We start from the raw sequence: 16422 nt of genomic DNA, 5'->3' as shown, positions 1-16422 counted from the left end.
CGGTCTACCCTGATAGAGCGATGACCTATCTCGACCATGCGGCGACCACTCCGATGCTGCCCGAAGCCATTGCGGCGATGACTGAGGCTTTGTCCACCGTGGGCAACGCCTCCGCGCTGCATTCTTCGGGGCGGCGGGCACGGCGGGCCGTCGAGGAAGCGCGCGAGGTGATTGCCGCCGCTGTGGGCGCTCGGCCGTCGGAAGTCATCTTCACCGGCGGTGGCACGGAGAGTGACAATCTCGCGGTCAAGGGCATCTTCTGGGCTCGGAACAACGAGGACTCGGCCCGTCGTCGGATTCTCTGCAGCACGGTCGAGCATCACGCGGTTCTCGACACGGTCGAGTGGTTGGAGCAGCACTCCGGTGCCGAGATCACCTGGCTCGAAGTCGATGACCAGGGCCGGGTGTCGCCGGAAACGCTCCGCGCCGCGATCGATTCGGCACCTGAGACTGTCGCCCTGGCAACGGTGATGTGGGCGAACAACGAGGTCGGCACTGTCAATCCGGTGGCCGCTCTCGCCGAGGTCTGCAACGAATACGCGATTCCCCTGCACACGGACGCAGTCCAAGCGGTCGGTGCAGTCCCAGTCGACTTCACCGCTTCTGGTGCCGCCGCGCTCACGTTGACCGGCCACAAACTTGGCGGCCCGTACGGCGTCGGCGCGCTTCTTCTCGACCGTGACACCTCATGTGTCCCCGTCCTCCACGGTGGTGGCCAGGAACGCAGCGTGCGTTCGGGCACCCTCGATGTACCGGCGATCGCTGGCTTCGCGGCTGCGGCGCAAGCGGCGATCAGCGGTCGCGCGGAATACGCCGCTCGGGTCGAAAAGCTGCGCGACGAACTCGTCGCAGCGGTCCTGCGCGAGGTCCCGGACGCAATCCTGAACGGCTGCGACGGCGAGCGCCTGCCGAGCCACGCCCACTTCACTTTCCCCGGTTGCGCGGGCGACAGCCTGTTGATGCTCTTGGACGCCAAGGGCATCGAGTGTTCCACCGGCTCGGCGTGCACCGCAGGCGTCGCTCAGCCAAGCCACGTCCTCCTGGCAATGGGTGCAGACGCCGCCGCGGCTCGCGGTTCGCTCCGATTCTCGCTTGGCCACACGTCGACACTGGAGGACGTGCACACCCTGGCCCGCGAGATCGGTGGCGTCGTCACCCGCGCCCGACAAGCCGGTCTCGCCGGCATGCGTAAGCAGACCCGGAAGCAAGAGGTGTAGAGCAATGCGGGTATTGGCCGCAATGAGCGGAGGAGTCGATTCGGCCGTCGCCGCTGCGCGCGCAGTGGACGCTGGCCACGACGTCGTCGGAGTGCACCTGGCGCTTTCGGCCCAACCAGGCACGCTGCGGACAGGTTCGCGCGGCTGCTGCACGGTCGAGGATTCGCACGACGCTCGCCGCGCCGCGGACATTCTGGGTATCCCGTTCTACATCTGGGATTTCGCGGAGCGGTTCACCGAAGAGGTCGTTGAGACGTTCGTCGGCGAGTACGCCGCCGGTCGTACGCCGAACCCTTGCGTGACTTGCAACGAGAAGATCAAGTTCGAGGCACTGCTTGAGAAGGCGCTCGCGCTCGGTTTCGACGCTGTCGCGACTGGCCACTACGCGCGCCTAGCCACTGTCGATGGAGAACTGGAACTTCGCCGGAGCGCGGACGAAGGCAAGGACCAGTCGTACGTGCTGGCTTCCCTGCAGCCAGAGCAGCTTCAGCACGCGATGTTTCCGCTGGGCGACTCCTGGAAGTCGGATGTGCGCGCCGAGGCGGAGCAGCGTGGGCTTTCCGTCGCGCGGAAGCCGGACAGCCACGACATCTGCTTCATCCCGGACGGCGACACCAAGAAGTTCTTGGAGAAGCGACTTGGCGAGCGTCCCGGCGAACTCGTCGACGCGGAAACCGGCGCGGTGCTCGGGCGTCACACCGGTGTCCACGGATTCACTGTGGGCCAGCGGAAGGGCCTAGGCATCGACGCACCGGCTGCTGATGGGCGACCTCGGTATGTCCTTTCGCTCGAACCTGTTTCGGGCACGGTGAAGGTCGGCTCGTCGGCGGATCTCGGAGTCGAGGCCATCGACGCGGATCGGCCGATCTGGCCGAGCGGGCGAGCCTTGGACGGGCCGACCGAGTGCACCGTCCAGGTCCGCGCGCACGGAGGCATTGCCGACGCGGTCGCTGAAGCGGACGGAGACGGACAGGTCTCCATCCAACTGCGAGAGCCGTTGCGCGGTGTGGCACCGGGCCAGGTCGTTGTCCTTTATCGGCGAGACGACCAGGCTGGCGACCTTGTGCTCGGGAGCGCCAAGATCTCTGGTACGCGCTGATCTCCTTACGCGCCTAGGCGTTCCTCTCCTGGTTGTTCCGGCTCGGGCAGGGGATCGTGCAGCGGCGGAGGCGAGCTTTCAGCTTTCTCGCCGGTCGGCGTCGTGACGATGAGCTTCCCGTCCTGCATGACTTCGTAGGTCCAATCGGCTCGATTCTTCAGGCGTCGATGGCGAAGGCAGTAGCTCAACGTCGAGTCTGGGTCCGCGGAGGCGGGCCCAGTCGGCTCCGTCACGCAGTTTTGCGCGGGCCGCGGGCATCCGGGCTGCCGACACTCGCGGTCGCGGATCCGTACGAACTCGTCCACATCGATGCTCGGCCGGTACCGGAACTTGCCGACCTCGATCACCTGTCCGGTCAGCGGATCGGTGATGACCCGGCGGACGATCGTGTCGGGACCCGTCGCGATGTGCCGGGCCAGTTCGGCCGGGATATGACCGTGTCCGGCCAGTTCAGCGGGATTGTCGTTGAGCCCCAAGTAGGTCTGCAGATCCGCGTAGAGGTACACCTCGGTCTGCTCCGGAACGCCTCCTTTGCCGCTGAGCAGGAGATCGATCGCGACGTCAGCGCGTAGTTGATCGAGAGTTCGCTTCTCCTCGCCCGTCTTGAGTGATCGAGCGATCTTGTCGACACGGAGATAGGCCGCCGTTGCCTTGTCGGTCGAGGCGTTGTCGACGGAGAACCGCGAGATGCCTTCGCTTTGGTGGTGCAGGATGACGCGGCGCTCGGCTCTTCGCTGGGCCAGCCGGTTCATCGCGCCGGCTGGATCGATTTTCGTTGCGGCGTAAGCGGTTGCCTTGCGGACCTGGGTTGGGTTCTTGTCTGCCAATCGGTGTTCGAGCAGGTAGTCGACCATCCGTGCATGATGGTTAGACAGCTGGCTGGTGCCCTCAGTGACCTTCATCGCGCGATAGATGTCGAACTGTCCCTGATCCATCAAACGGAAGGTGCGCGGCAGACGTTGGCTCAGGGCCTCGGCGGCAGCGATCATCGCTCCGGCTCGGGTGTCGGTGATATGCAAGGCCAGCGCGAACTCGCACGCCAGTTCTTGCGGGTCAGATCTTCGTCTTCGCATGCCCGCCATGCAGTGCAGCTGCAACGCCTGCAGCCGGGCGATCTGGCGGTTCGCGTCCTTCACGGCTGCCATCAGCTGGTCTGCCTGCAAGCGATCGAAAAGGTCGAGGTTCGCGTGCATCGTGCGAAGCAGGAAGGCGAGGTCTGCGGTTTCGGTGGTGGTGTTGGTCTGATCGGCGTGGTCCGCCGGTGCGGGCGACTTGCTCATGAACGTCACGATACGCAACGATCCGACCACAGTCAGCTAAATTTCACGAAGGGACCCATCGTGCGATTACTTGGCTTTTGCGTGACAACTCTGGCACGGTGAAAGTTGGGCGGTTGAGCGCAGGACGGCTGAAGCTGCGAGGAGGGAGTGATCAGAGATGCAGCTTGAAACCCGTGTGGCTCGGGACGAATCCCAGGTGCTCGTAGAAGCGATGCGCCGACGCCCTCGTCGTATCCGAGGTGAGCTGGACTAGGTTGCAGCCGCGCCGTCGTGATTCGTCGATGGCCCACTGCATGAGTTGTGCGCCCAGGCCGGAACCGCGGTGATCGCGGTGTACGCGCACAGCCTCGATTTGCCCGCGAAGGGCCCCGCGTCGGGCTAGGCCGGGAATGAGCGTGAGTTGAAGCGTGGCTATCGGCTGATCGTTTGAGGTTGCGACGACAAGCAGCTGATTTGGGTCTCCTGCAATGGTTTCGAACGCTCGGAGGTAGGGCTCCAGGTCGGTCGGCGAGTCGCGGGTCGCTCCCAGTTGGTCGTCCGCGAGCATCTGGACGATCGCTTCGACATCGTCGGGCCGAGCGCGTCTCACAGCGATAGGAGGCATGGCGGATCAGTATTCCATTGGGTGAATGACGGGCTGTCTGTGGCTACGTGGTCTTGTAATGGCGAACGCCGTCGACGTCTTCGGCTGCAAGCTTGTCTTGCGATACCAGCAGATCGAGGTGTGCGCCGGTCTCAAGGACGGCAAGCATCTGATTGAAGGCGTCCATTTCGGACAGTTTGCGGCCACGACGCGTCCAGCCGAGGCGGTTGGCGGCTTCAAAAGCGGTGCTTGCGCCGGCTTCGATCTGAGCTGCCATTGTGTCGAGACGTTGCCGGTGGTGTTCGAGAAGTTCGTCGATGCGGGCATGCACGCTGTCGGTGACTGGGCCGTGGGCCGGCAACATGCGCCGGTCTGGCATGCCGCGGACCAAGCGGAGGGAGTCGAGATAGTCATTGAGCGGCAACTCGGCCGGAACCGGCTGGAAGCCGATCGACGGGGTGATGTGGGGGAGCACGTGGTCGCCGGTGAACAAGAGGTTTGCTGCGCCGTCGACGAAAACTACGTGCCCGTTGGTGTGGCCCGGGGTGTGGACCACGTCGAACTCACGGTCGGGGAGCACTGATCGCCGGCCGGGTGTCAGCCACTCGTCCGGCTCTTCCCAAAGATTCGCCTCGGTGTGGCGAGGTTCCGAACCGAACAGCTTGCTGAGCGCAGTGATGACTGTGTGCCCGTCGCTGCGGCGAAGGAGGTCGAGCTGGGCTTGCATCGGGAACTGGTTCGGGTTGGAGCTTGCATCGAGTGAAGGCTGCTCGAGCTTGCCGAGGGCTATCCGGTTGCCGAATTCGCGCCGAAGCGCGACTGCCTGGGTGTAGTGGTCACGGTGGACGTGGGTGATGAGGAACTCTCGAACGTCGCCGAGTTCAGCACCGATCCCTTTTAGCGCGGTCGCCAGCAACTGGCGAGACTCGGTGAGGGCCCACCCTGAGTCGACGAGCACGAGGTTCGAGCCATCGGTGACGGCGTAAACGTTGACCGCGCGCAGGCCGTCGTTCGGCAATGGCAACGGGATCCGATAGACGCCCGCGGCTACTTCGTAGACCCCGGGATCGGCCCAGCTTGAGTTGCTGTTTTCGGGCAACGGCTCCACGGCGACCTCCGTCCAGGCGGGACCTCGGTGTCCCGGACTTTCCTTACATTGGGCCGTATTCCGGGCGCTGTCCACCTGGCGGGGATGAGACACCGGTCACGTGATCAGCCGGGCTGTGCGGTGAGCGCGATGTCGATGGTCAGGGTGGTTGCGACGAGCATGCTGGCCAGCGGCTCGGGGACCTGCAGCGGGATCTCGACGAGACAGGCGTTGCCATTGACCGGCGAGAGTTCCGGTGACGGGTGCCCAACGTGGGCGACTTTGTTGCCGGCGGGGTCCTCGATCGTGACTTCCCAGAGTTGCCGGCCACTGGCGACGACGGTGGCGATTGTTCTGCCCTCAGCGCGCAGGGTGAAACGGACTCGGCCGACGTTGGTCGGGGTTATTTCGCCGATCGGTGTCCCATCGGCGCGAGTCACGATGAAGTCGGCCAACGGGTCCTTCGACGGTTTCGCTACCTTGAGGACGGTGCTCTGGTTCGCGTCGCGGACTTCGAACCGGCGGCTGACGTACTGGCCGGATTTCCGCAGAAGCTGAACGGCCTTACTGAGGAAACCGGGCGTTGTGACCGCGACTCCACCGATGCGGAGGCCCTGCCGGTCGAACACGCCGTACTCTTGGCCGGCGGCTGTCGGCGTCGTCTCCCGGCTGACGAAAAGGACCGGCTCGGTGAAAAGAGTCCGCTCAAAGGCGCGGCTCGGAGCCCGGCGGTGCGGTGTTCCGGGCATGCTGCCCCGCTGCGGCTCCCGGGCGGATGCGTCACCGGGTGTTTTGCCGGGCGGTGTCGGGGCGGAGCTGGTCATGGCGATCCAGACTAACGCGGTGACCGCGAATTCGGTGCTGGCAAAGGGATATGCGGCGAATGTCCGGCTATTGCCGCGCGGTCGGGTGAAGCTTGTCCGAAGGGGCGGTTCGGACGGCAGCCGCCCGTTCCGCGACAATCCGGCCTGTGAGTGAACGACCTTGGCCTGCGGGCGCGGCGACGGGAATCGGGTCCATGCCGGGGACCGACCCCGTCGAGGCCGCGGCCGTGGTGTTCGGAGAGCTTCCCGGCTTCCCGCATGTGCCTGAACTGCCGGCTCGCGGCGTCGGCGCTGACCTGGTCGGCCGGACCGCGGCGCTGCTCGTGGACCTCGCGATCGAGGTGGTGCCGAGCGGCTACCGCGTCGCCGGGCGGCCTGGTCACGACCATCGTCGTGGGCGTGACCTGCTCCAATGGGACCTCGACGCGGTCCAGGCCGCCAGCGAGAACGCGGGTGCGCCAGCGGTCCTCAAGACCCAGATCGCCGGGCCGTGGACGCTCGGCGCGGGTATCGAGCTGCCCCGGGGACATCGGGTGCTCACTGACCACGGGGCGTTACGGGACTTCACCGCGTCGCTGCTCGACGGGCTTGCTCAGCACGTCGCGGAGCTGACAGCGAGGACCGGCGCGCCGGTGGTCGTGCAGCTCGACGAGCCGTCGCTGCCCGCTGTTCTCGGCGGAAAGCTGCCGACGCCGTCTGGATACGGCAACGTCCCTGCGGTGCCCGAGCCCGAAGTGCGGGAGCTGCTCGCCTCGACGATCGAACGGATCGGCGCGATGACGGGGCAGCCGGTCATCGTCCACTGTTGCGCTCCGCGGCCGCCGATCAAGCTCTTCCAGGCCGCAGGCGCCGACGCGGTCGCGTTCGACCTCAGCATGCTCGCTGGGGCGTCCGCCGAGCTTCTGGACGAAATCGGCGAGGCCTGGGACAGCGGTATTTCGTTCTTCCTTGGCCTCGTTCCGGCCACTGACCCAGTGACTGCGCCGGGGTTGAAGGACCTCGCGACACCGGCGCTCAGGCTCGTGGACAGGCTGGGATTCAACCGTTCGATCCTGGCTGAGCGTGCGGTTCCGACTCCAGCCTGCGGCCTGGCCGGTGCCACGAACGAGTGGATGCGCCGGGCGCTTGCTCTTAGTCGCGACCTGGGCAAAGGGTTCGTGGAGCCGCCTGAGAACTGGTGATTTCGGGTACGCGCCGCTGACGTGGCGCGTACCGTGGCTGGTGTAGAGAGACAACCGGGGGAAATTCCGAATCATGCGTTTGTTCCGTCGTCGCCGCTCGGAAGCCGACACCGAGGCCGCGCCGCCAGATCCCCGTACGCCGTGGCCTGAGCAGCAGGTGCCGTCCGACGCCGCTGCTGCGGCAGTTGCGTTCTGGGAAGGCTGGTACGACCTCTTGCCCGAGGTCAGTGCTGCGCTGGGCGAAGGAGAGCCGCATCGCGTCGAGCACGACCTGTGCGTGCTGGTCGAGACGCTGCATCCGCGGCTGCACTTCTCGCTCGAACGCGGTCGGATGGCTATCTACGCGCTGGTTGTCAGCGGGCAGGAAGACCCTGAGCTGCGCCCGTACACCGATGCGTGGAAAGCGGCCGGGCCGCCGGACGACGCGATCTGGGAGTACCACGATTCGGTGCCGCCGGTTCCGGACCCGACCGAGGTGACGGTGAACCTGGGCGAGCACCGGATCTCGCTGGCCGACGTCCGGGTGGTGGCGCAGGTGGACGACGGCGTGGTCGACGTCGCGGTCCACCATCCCGCCTTCGCGGACCTCGACGAGGCCGCCCGCACCACGATGACGTTCCTGCCGCTCGACGCGACGCTGGGCGAGCGTCTGGCCGCTGAGCGGCTGCGCCGGGTCGAGACCGCCGAGGCCGAACCGGAGAGCACGATCGATCTGCTGGAGTTCCGGGAGCTGGTCCGCGGGCTGACGGAGCAACCGGGCGAAAGTGTCGGTGCCTCCGGCTAGGCTCACCACCCGTGAGCAGCACCGACCTTCCCCAAGACCAGGCGGCCGTGGAGGCCGCCCAGGACGTGACTGACCTGCCGGCCGACGTGCGTGAGCGGCACGGCGCGCTCGCCGAGGAGATCCGCGGCCATCAGTTCCGGTACTACGTGCTGGACTCGCCGATCGTCTCCGACGGCCAGTTCGACGCGCTCCTCGGCGACCTCCAGGCGATCGAGGACGAGTATCCGGCGCTGGTCACGCCGGATTCGCCGACCCAGAACGTCGGCGGCACGTTCTCCACCGAGTTCACCGCGCACGACCACCTCGAGCGCATGCTGAGCCTGGACAACGTGTTCGACACCGACGAGTTCCTCGCCTGGGTCGAGCGCGTCGAGAAGGAAATCGGGTCCACGGAGTACCTGGCCGAGCTGAAAATCGACGGCCTGGCCATCAACCTGCTCTACGAAAACGGCAAGCTCACCAGGGGCCTTACCCGCGGCGACGGGCGCACGGGCGAGGACGTCACGCTCAACGTCCGCACGCTCGACCAGGTCCCGGACGAACTCACCGGCACCGACGAGTTCCCGGTGCCGAAGCTCGTCGAGGTGCGCGGCGAGGTTTACTTCCGCGTCGAGGATTTCCTCGAACTCAACGCGAAGATGGTCGAAGCGGGCAAGCCGCCGTATGCGAACCCGCGCAACACGGCCGCCGGGTCGTTGCGGCAGAAGGACCCGAAGATCACTCGGGAACGCCGGTTGCGGCTGATCTGCCACGGTCTCGGCAAGCGGGACGGTTTCGAGCCGGTCACCCAATCGCATGCCTACGACGCGCTGGCGGCCTGGGGGTTGCCTGTGTCGCCGCACACACGAGTGCTGCGGACCGGCAAGGAACTCACCGAGCACATCGCCTACTGGGGTGAACATCGGCACGATGCCGAGCACGAGATCGACGGCGTGGTGATCAAGGTCGACCAGGTTGCGCTGCAACGCCGCCTTGGCACCACGTCGCGCGCGCCGCGGTGGGCGATCGCCTACAAATACCCGCCGGAAGAAGCGATCACGACGCTGCTCGACATCCAGGTCGGCGTCGGGCGCACCGGACGGGTGACCCCGTTCGCCGTCACCGAGCCGGTCAAGGTCGCCGGCTCGACGGTGGCCCGGGCGACGTTGCACAACCAGGAAGAGGTCAAGCGCAAGGGCGTGCTGATCGGCGACCGGATCGTAATCCGCAAGGCCGGCGACGTGATTCCCGAGGTGCTCGGGCCCGTCGTCGACGCGCGGACCGGGGACGAGCGCGAATTCGTGATGCCCACCGAATGCCCGGAATGCGGAACGGAACTCGCCTATCAAAAGGAAGGCGACAAGGACATCCGCTGCCCGAACACCCGGTTCTGCCCCGCGCAGCTGCGGGAACGGCTGTTCCACCTCGCCGGCCGCGGCGCGTTCGACATCGAGGTGCTCGGGTACGAGGCGGCGGTCGCGCTGCTCGACGCCAGGGTCGTCGCCGACGAGGGCGATGTGTTCGACCTCAACGAGGATTCGCTCGCCGAGGTGGAGTTGTTCCGCACCAAGGCAGGCGACCTGTCGGCGAACGCGCGAAAGCTGCTGACGAACCTCGATTCGGCGAAGGATCGTCCGCTGTGGAAGGTGATCGTCGCGCTGTCGATCCGGCACGTCGGACCGACCGCGGCGCAGGCGCTCGCGCGGGAATTCGGTTCGCTGCAACGGGTTCAGGACGCGAGCGAGGAGGAACTCGCGGACGTCGACGGCGTCGGCCCGACCATCGCGCACGCCGTGCAGGAATGGTTCGAGGTCGGCTGGCACCGGGAAATCGTCGAAAAATGGCGACGGTCCGGGGTGCGGATGGAGGAAGAGCGCGACGAGTCCATCCCGCGCAACCTCGAAGGACTGTCGATCGTGGTGACCGGTTCGCTCGACGGGTTTTCCCGTGACGAGGCGAAGGAAGTCATCATGGCTCGCGGTGGCAAGGCGGCTGGGTCTGTGTCGAAGAAGACGGCGTTTGTCGTCGTGGGCGACTCGCCGGGGTCGAAGTACGAGAAGGCCGTCCAGCTGAAGGTGCCGGTGCTGGACGAGGCCGGGTTCCGGGCTTTGCTGGAGAGCGGTCCGGAAGCGGCTGCGGAACTGGCGCTCGACACCGGCGCGGACGAGGAGGCTGAGGGCGGCGATGAGTGAGATGGAGATCCGCGCGGCGCGGCGGGAGGAGTTCGACGCGCTCGGCGAGGTGACCGTCGAGGCTTACCGGATCGAGGGATTCTTCGACGCCGATGCCGCGTATGAGGCGAAACTTCGCGATGTCGCCGGGCGGGCGCAGCACGCTGAGCTTTTGGTCGCGGTCGATCCGGACGGTCAGGTCGTCGGGTCGGTCGCGATCGTTCAGCCGGGGAGCGCGCTGTCTGAGATCTCCCAGCCGGGGGAGCTGGAGTTCCGGATGCTGGCGGTCGCGGAGGCGGCGCGTGGGCGAGGGGTGGGGGAAGCGCTCACGCAGGCGGTGCTGGCTCGCGGTCGGGAACTCGGCGTTGACCGGGTTGTGCTGAGCAGCCTCGACGTGATGCGGAAGGCGCACCGGCTCTACGAGCGGATCGGGTTCCGGCGGTTGCCGGGGCGGGACTGGCATCCGCATCCCGGGGTCAATCTGATCGCGTACGAGTACGACTTCTGAAGGCTCGTTTTCGCAGGTCAGAGTTTTTTGCCGTTTTTTGGCGAAAGCGTTGGGCGGGGGTTTGCCGCCGGTATTCGCCGTTGAGTGGCGACGGACGGTGGGCCCTCGTCCTGGCTCTCGCCGGGAGTTGTCGGGTGTGCTCGGCTTCCCCGGCAGTGGGCGCTGTCCCGGGGGCCGTCGCTGGCGGACGGTTGCGGGCGGCGGGGTCTGTTTGGCGAGTTTTGGCGGGCTGTGGGCTGTAACGTCCGGGTGTCTGGCTTCGACTCAAGCTGTCACGCGTGAAGTACCGACTCGTATCGAGGAAGCGTGATCATGGCCAAACCCGTCCACGCCGCCGTTCCGGTTATCGGTGCTGCTGTTTTCCTTGCTGTCGCGTGCAACGCTGCGCCACGGCCCGGTGGCACCTCAACGACGGCCACGACTGACACCGCGACAGCAATCGAATCGGCGACGGCGACTGCGGGCGCGTCGGTCAGCGCCGCACCGCCGGCGATGATCAAAGTCCCGGACGTGTCCGGCATGAATCATCAGGACGCGCAGGACGCCATGCAAGCGGCTGGGCTGTACAACCTCCGCGAGGTCGACTCGTCCGGGAAGAAACGGATGATGATCATCGACCGGAACTGGTGCCAGACCGGGCAGGATCCCAAGCCCGGCACCGTAGTGTCCGCTGGGACGGTCGTCACCCTCTATGCCGACAAATGCTGAGCGCCGCCTTCTGCGTCAACGGAGTCGGTACCCGTTGCTGGGCGGCGTTCACCTTCTCGGGGGAGATTGTCTGCACTTGAGGACAGGAAACGGCGAGAACACCCGCGGTCGTTCAAGCGAGACGAACGACTGAGCCCCTGAATCACTGACAAAGACAGCATTCGACAAGCTGATCGATCGAGCCTGAAATGCCCGGGCCCGCCGCCAAGCCCTCCCAGCTCGGCTGCCCCAACATTTCAGGACAGCTGACCCAAGACTCAGGTCACCCGTCCAGAACAACCGCGACGATCCCGGCGAAGTGAGCCAGCCGAGCGACCTCCGCGGCACGGAAGTTGGGCCCGCCCGGCCGGGCGACGAGCATCGCCTTCCCCGGCTTGCCGAGAGGAGTCGCGGCCAGCTCGGTGCCCAGTTCCTTCCACGTCTCCGGAACCCAGGAGTCCTCGCCGTCCAAGACGGTCGCGCGTTCCAGCGGCAGCCACGGCAAGTCCGTGAACGGGTTCTCCGGAGCCGCGCTCGACGAAGCCAGCCGGCGAGGTCCCGCTTCCGAATGCTCGACGATCACCGCCCATCCGGCGCGGATGATCTTCGGCACACCTTCGGCGAGCAGGTCCAGCCCGGCTTTCGGCTGCGCGGCGATCTCCTCGACCAGCTCCAGTTCGCGATGCGTGTCGAGGATCCCCGCGTACGGCCGCACCGCGTCGACCTCGACGCCTTCCACGCTCTCGGCCGCCGTGATCAGCGCGTCCGGGAGACGGCCCGACGGGAGTTCGACCACCAGGTCGTCGATCGCGAGCCCGCCGCCGCGTTCCACCACGTCCACGCTCAGGATGTCGGCCCCGACCGTGCCGAGCGCGGTCGCGACCGCGCCGAGGGTGCCGGGGGAGTCCGGTAGCTGGACCCGGATCAGGAACGACACCACGCGCCCCTCTCGCCTCAGGCGTCCCAGCCCTGTCGTGGGACGCGCTTGCCGGGCGCCGATTGTGACAGACCGGGCACCCGCTGGGGCCCGCCGTCCGGCAAGCGGGACGCCCTGCCCGGCGCCCGCGGCCCGATAACCCGGTCGAACCGTCCGACGCCGTCACCATAGACTTGCAGCTTCCGAGAGCACCCGCACAGCACACCCCGGGAGTCACCCGCGTGCCCAACATTTCCCGAGACGAGGTCGCACACCTCGCCAGGCTGGCCAGGCTGGCCGTGACCGACGACGAGCTGGACGTTTTCGCCGGCCAGCTCGACCAGATCCTCGACTCGGTGGCGAAGGTCAGCGAAGTCGCCGCGGAGGACGTCCCGCCGACCTCGCACGCCGTGCCGCTGACGAACGTCTTCCGCGAGGACACCGTCCGGCCCAGCCTCGAGCAGCAGGACGCGCTGGCCGCCGCGCCGGCCGCCGAAGAGGGCCGGTTCCGGGTGCCGCGGATCCTGGGAGAAGAACAGTGAGCGAACTCGTCAAGCTGACCGCCGCCGAGCTGGCGGCGAAGATCCACGCGCGCGAGGTGTCCGCGGTCGAGGTCGCGCAGGCGCACCTGGACCGCATCGCCGCGGTGGACGACCGCGTGCACGCGTTCCTGCACGTCGACACCGAAGGCGCGCTCGGCGCGGCCAAGGCTGTCGACGAGCAGTTGGCCGCGGGCGAGCAGCCGGCGTCGCCGCTGGCAGGCGTACCGCTGGCGCTGAAGGACGTGCTGACCACGAAGGGCGTGCCGACGACCTGCGGGTCTCGCACGCTCGAAGGCTGGCTGCCGCCGTACGACGCGACTGTCACGCGAAAGCTGCGCGAAGCGGGCGTCGTGATCCTCGGCAAGACGAACATGGACGAGTTCGCGATGGGCTCCTCCACGGAGAACTCCGCGTACGGCCCGACGCACAACCCGTGGGACCACGCGCGCATCCCGGGCGGTTCGGGCGGTGGCTCCTCAGCGGCGATTTCGGCGTTCGAGGCGGCTCTCGCGATCGGTACGGACACTGGCGGCTCGATCCGCCAGCCGGGTTCTGTCACGGGCACTGTGGGCGTGAAGCCGACGTACGGCGGAGTGTCGCGCTACGGCCTCGTGGCGTTCTCGTCTTCGCTCGACCAGGCCGGACCGTGCGCGCGTACGGTGCTTGACGCCGCACTGCTGCACGAAGCAATCGCCGGCTACGACCCGATGGACTCGACGTCCATCAACGCGCCGGTGCCGCCGGTTGTCGCCGCGGCGCGCGAAGGCGCGAAGGGCGACCTGACCGGCGTACGCGTCGGCGTCGTGAAGGAGTTCGCCGGCGACGGCTACCAGCCGGGCGTGCTGCGGTCGTTCGAGGCCGCTGTGGAGCAGCTTCGCGCTCTCGGCGCTGAAGTGGTCGAGGTCTCGTGCCCGCACTTCACGTACGCGCTGCCGGCGTACTACCTGATCGCGCCGAGCGAAGCGTCGTCGAACCTCGCGCGCTTCGACGCGATGCGGTACGGCCTGCGCGTCTCGGACGACGGCGAGCACAGCGCCGAAGAAGTCATGTCGCTGACGCGTGAGAAGGGCTTCGGCGCTGAAGTGAAGCGTCGCATCATGCTCGGCACGTACGCGCTTTCGTCGGGCTACTACGACGCGTACTACGGCTCCGCGCAGAAGGTGCGCACGCTCATCACGCGCGACTTCACGCAGGCCTTCGAGAAGGTCGACGTGCTGGTGTCGCCGACGACGCCGACCACGGCGTTCAAGCTCGGCGAGCGTGTGGACGACCCGATGGCGATGTACCTCGCCGACCTGTGCACCATCCCGTCGAACCTCGCGGGCAACGCCGCGATGAGCGTCCCGAGCGGACTGTCCGACGAGGACGGGCTGCCGGTCGGCCTGCAGATCATGGCCCCGGCGCTCGCCGACGACCGGCTGTACCGCGTCGGCGCCGCGTACGAGGCCGCGCGCGACGCCGCTGCCGGCGGCTCGCTCGTGCACCAGGCTCCGGAGCTGGGAGGAACGAAGTGACTGCCGTGGCCGAGTTGATGGACTACGCCGAGGTCGTCGAGCGGTTCGACCCGGTGCTCGGGCTCGAGGTCCACGTGGAGCTGAGCACGAACACGAAGATGTTCTGCGGCTGCGTCAACGAGTTCGGCGGCGAGCCGAACACCAAGACGTGCCCTACCTGCCTCGGGCTGCCCGGTTCGCTGCCCGCGGTGAACGGCAAGGCGGTCGAGGGCGCGATCCGGATCGGTCTCGCGCTCAACTGCGAGATCGCGGAGTGGTGCCGGTTCGCCCGGAAGAACTACTTCTACCCGGACATGCCGAAGAACTTCCAGACGTCGCAGTACGACGAGCCGATCGCGTTCGACGGCTACCTCGACGTGACGCTGGACGACGGCGAGGTCGTGCGGGTCGAGATCGAGCGCGCGCACATGGAGGAGGACACCGGCAAGTCGCTGCACATCGGCGGTGCGACCGGCCGGATCCACGGTGCCGAGCACTCGCTGCTCGACTACAACCGGGCCGGCGTGCCGCTGATCGAGATCGTCACGAAGCCGATCACCGGCACCGGCGAACGGGCTCCCGAGGTAGCGCGCGCGTACGTCACCGCGTTGCGTGACCTGTTGCGCGCGCTCGACGTGTCCGACGTCCGCATGGACCAGGGCTCGCTGCGCTGCGACGCGAACGTGTCGCTGATGGCCAAGGACGCCACGGAATTCGGCACGCGCACGGAGACGAAGAACGTCAACTCGCTGCGCAGCGTCGAGCGCGCGGTGCGGTACGAGATGACGCGCCAGGCGGCGATTCTCTCCGAAGGCGGGTCGATCCGGCAGGAGACGCGGCACTTCCAGGAGGCCGACGGCACCACGTCGTCCGGGCGCGCCAAGGAAACCGCGGAGGACTACCGGTACTTCCCGGAGCCCGACCTCGTGCCGATCGCGCCGTCGCGCGAGTGGGTCGAGGAACTGCGCGCGACGCTGCCGGAGATGCCGTGGGAGCGGCGCAAGCGGATCCAGGAAGAGTGGAAGCTCTCCGACGAAGCGCTGCGCGACCTGCTGAACGTCGGAGCCGTTGACCTCGTTGCGGCGACAGTCGAGGCCGGTGCGACGCCGGACGAGGCGCGCGGCTGGTGGGTCAACACGCTGGCACAGGAAGCAAACGCGCGCGAGGTCGAGCTGGCCGGGCTGGCGATCACGCCGGCGCAGGTCGCCGAGGTGATCGGGCTCGTGTCCTCCGGGGAGTTGACGAACAAGCTCGCCAAGGAGGTCGTGCAGGGAGTCCTCGCGGGTGAAGGTTCGCCGCGCGAGGTCGTCGAGAAGCGCGGCCTGAAGGTCGTTTCCGACGATTCGGCGCTGCTCACCGCTGTCGACGAAGCTCTGGCCGCGCAGCCGGACATCGCCGACAAGATCCGCGGCGGCAAGGTCGCGGCGGCCGGCGCGATCGTCGGCGCGGTCATGAAGGCGACCAAGGGCCAGGCCGACGCCAAGCGGGTGCGCGAGCTGATCATCGAGCGCGTCGGTTCCTGAGTGGCTTTCTCGCTCCGACGCGTCACCTGGCGCGAGTGGCTCGGCCTGGCGGCCGGGCTGCTCGCGGTCGGGTCGACGCTGCTGCCCTGGACAGTGCTGTCGGCGGACACCGCGACGTCCGACGTCCGCGACGCTTTCGGGACGTTGCCGCACAGCGACGTTGTGCGTACGGCTTGGCATTCGGACCTCTTCTCGTGGGGTCCGCCGCTGCTGCTGGCCGTGGTGGGGCTCGCGGTGGTGTTGTTCGGGCAGGTCACCAAGGCGCGCGTGAGCGGGTTGCCGCAGCTGTGGCTGGTGGGCGGTCTGGCGACGGTGCTGCTGATGGTGATCGGCTGGACGACGCTGGACTGGGTGTTCGACAGTGATCAGCGTGCGTTCCTGGACGCTGCTGGGGTGTCGATCTCGGGTGGGATCGGGCGGTATTTGGCGATGGCGTTCGCGGTCGGGTCGGTCGCGGTGGCGATTGTGGACATCCGGGCTGCGCGGGCCGAGAGCCGGGCTTCTCGTCGTCGTCGCTGAGTGGCTACGGGGATGTTCGCTGGGTGAGG

The 16422-nt window shown here is 67.3% G+C and carries 16 protein-coding genes; 11 read left to right on the top strand and 5 right to left on the bottom strand.

The window, feature by feature from the left end; translation table 11 throughout:
- Positions 1 to 20: 20 nt before the first annotated feature.
- Positions 21 to 1217 (top strand): cysteine desulfurase family protein, encoded by a 1197-nt coding sequence (locus ACFSVL_RS34220; RefSeq protein WP_378310224.1) that lies wholly within the window; start codon positions 21 to 23, stop codon positions 1215 to 1217.
- Positions 1218 to 1221: 4 nt separating this feature from the next.
- Complete coding sequence (gene mnmA, locus ACFSVL_RS34215; RefSeq protein WP_378310222.1) at positions 1222 to 2316, top strand: tRNA 2-thiouridine(34) synthase MnmA; 1095 nt, start codon at positions 1222 to 1224, stop codon at positions 2314 to 2316.
- Positions 2317 to 2321: 5 nt separating this feature from the next.
- Here the strand turns inward: mnmA and ACFSVL_RS34210 are convergent, their stop codons facing one another.
- The 4 genes from ACFSVL_RS34210 to ACFSVL_RS34195 form a co-directional block, all read right to left on the bottom strand.
- A complete protein-coding gene (locus tag ACFSVL_RS34210) occupies positions 2322 to 3596 on the bottom strand; it encodes a DUF222 domain-containing protein (RefSeq protein WP_378310220.1) in 1275 nt (424 codons plus the stop codon).
- Between the two features lie 151 nt (positions 3597 to 3747).
- Positions 3748 to 4200 carry a GNAT family N-acetyltransferase gene (locus ACFSVL_RS34205; RefSeq protein WP_378310218.1) on the bottom strand — a complete coding sequence of 151 codons (453 nt, stop codon included), beginning with the start codon at positions 4198 to 4200 and terminating at the stop codon, positions 3748 to 3750.
- 43 nt (positions 4201 to 4243) lie between these two features.
- Entirely contained in the window at positions 4244 to 5287 is a 1044-nt protein-coding gene (locus tag ACFSVL_RS34200) for an MBL fold metallo-hydrolase (RefSeq protein ID WP_378310216.1), read from the bottom strand.
- Between the two features lie 104 nt (positions 5288 to 5391).
- On the bottom strand, positions 5392 to 6090 hold the full coding sequence (locus tag ACFSVL_RS34195; protein WP_378310215.1) for a hypothetical protein: 699 nt from the start codon (positions 6088 to 6090) through the stop codon (positions 5392 to 5394).
- Between the two features lie 146 nt (positions 6091 to 6236).
- On the opposite strand from ACFSVL_RS34195, the gene ACFSVL_RS34190 reads away from it, so the two are divergent.
- The 5 genes from ACFSVL_RS34190 to ACFSVL_RS34170 all read left to right on the top strand — a co-directional run bounded on the left by ACFSVL_RS34190 (position 6237) and on the right by ACFSVL_RS34170 (position 11421).
- Complete coding sequence (locus ACFSVL_RS34190) at positions 6237 to 7271, top strand: methionine synthase (protein WP_378310213.1); 1035 nt, start codon at positions 6237 to 6239, stop codon at positions 7269 to 7271.
- 73 nt (positions 7272 to 7344) lie between these two features.
- Positions 7345 to 8055 carry a hypothetical protein gene (locus ACFSVL_RS34185; RefSeq protein WP_378310211.1) on the top strand — a complete coding sequence of 237 codons (711 nt, stop codon included), beginning with the start codon at positions 7345 to 7347 and terminating at the stop codon, positions 8053 to 8055.
- An 11-nt stretch (positions 8056 to 8066) separates the two neighbouring features.
- Positions 8067 to 10226, top strand: a complete 2160-nt coding sequence (gene ligA, locus ACFSVL_RS34180) for an NAD-dependent DNA ligase LigA (protein ID WP_378310209.1) — start codon at positions 8067 to 8069, stop codon at positions 10224 to 10226.
- The gene (locus ACFSVL_RS34175) at positions 10219 to 10713 is read left to right on the top strand and encodes a GNAT family N-acetyltransferase (RefSeq protein WP_378310207.1); all 495 of its coding nucleotides are present in this window, start codon (positions 10219 to 10221) and stop codon (positions 10711 to 10713) included. The genes ligA and ACFSVL_RS34175 overlap by 8 nt, the downstream gene beginning before the upstream one ends.
- Before the next feature lie 312 nt (positions 10714 to 11025).
- Complete coding sequence (locus ACFSVL_RS34170) at positions 11026 to 11421, top strand: PASTA domain-containing protein (RefSeq protein ID WP_378310863.1); 396 nt, start codon at positions 11026 to 11028, stop codon at positions 11419 to 11421.
- Positions 11422 to 11683: 262 nt separating this feature from the next.
- Here the strand turns inward: ACFSVL_RS34170 and ACFSVL_RS34165 are convergent, their stop codons facing one another.
- Positions 11684 to 12337 (bottom strand): amino acid-binding protein, encoded by a 654-nt coding sequence (locus tag ACFSVL_RS34165; protein WP_378310205.1) that lies wholly within the window; start codon positions 12335 to 12337, stop codon positions 11684 to 11686.
- A gap of 221 nt (positions 12338 to 12558) precedes the next feature.
- Between ACFSVL_RS34165 and gatC the strand changes: the two genes are divergently transcribed.
- Genes gatC through ACFSVL_RS34145 form a run of 4 tightly spaced genes read left to right on the top strand, consistent with a single transcriptional unit; the run spans position 12559 to position 16393 of the window.
- The gene (gene gatC, locus ACFSVL_RS34160) at positions 12559 to 12858 is read left to right on the top strand and encodes an Asp-tRNA(Asn)/Glu-tRNA(Gln) amidotransferase subunit GatC (RefSeq protein WP_378310203.1); all 300 of its coding nucleotides are present in this window, start codon (positions 12559 to 12561) and stop codon (positions 12856 to 12858) included.
- Positions 12855 to 14372, top strand: a complete 1518-nt coding sequence (gatA, locus tag ACFSVL_RS34155) for an Asp-tRNA(Asn)/Glu-tRNA(Gln) amidotransferase subunit GatA (protein WP_378310202.1) — start codon at positions 12855 to 12857, stop codon at positions 14370 to 14372. The genes gatC and gatA overlap by 4 nt, the downstream gene beginning before the upstream one ends.
- A complete protein-coding gene (gene gatB, locus ACFSVL_RS34150; RefSeq protein ID WP_378310201.1) occupies positions 14369 to 15874 on the top strand; it encodes an Asp-tRNA(Asn)/Glu-tRNA(Gln) amidotransferase subunit GatB in 1506 nt (501 codons plus the stop codon). Before gatA ends, gatB begins: the two co-directional genes overlap by 4 nt.
- Positions 15875 to 16393, top strand: a complete 519-nt coding sequence (locus ACFSVL_RS34145; RefSeq protein WP_378310199.1) for a hypothetical protein — start codon at positions 15875 to 15877, stop codon at positions 16391 to 16393.
- Positions 16394 to 16422: the final 29 nt, after the last annotated feature.

This window comes from Amycolatopsis silviterrae (genome assembly GCF_042684085.1).
GTDB lineage: Bacteria > Actinomycetota > Actinomycetes > Mycobacteriales > Pseudonocardiaceae > Amycolatopsis > Amycolatopsis silviterrae.
This window is presented reverse-complemented; position numbering and strand designations above follow the sequence as displayed.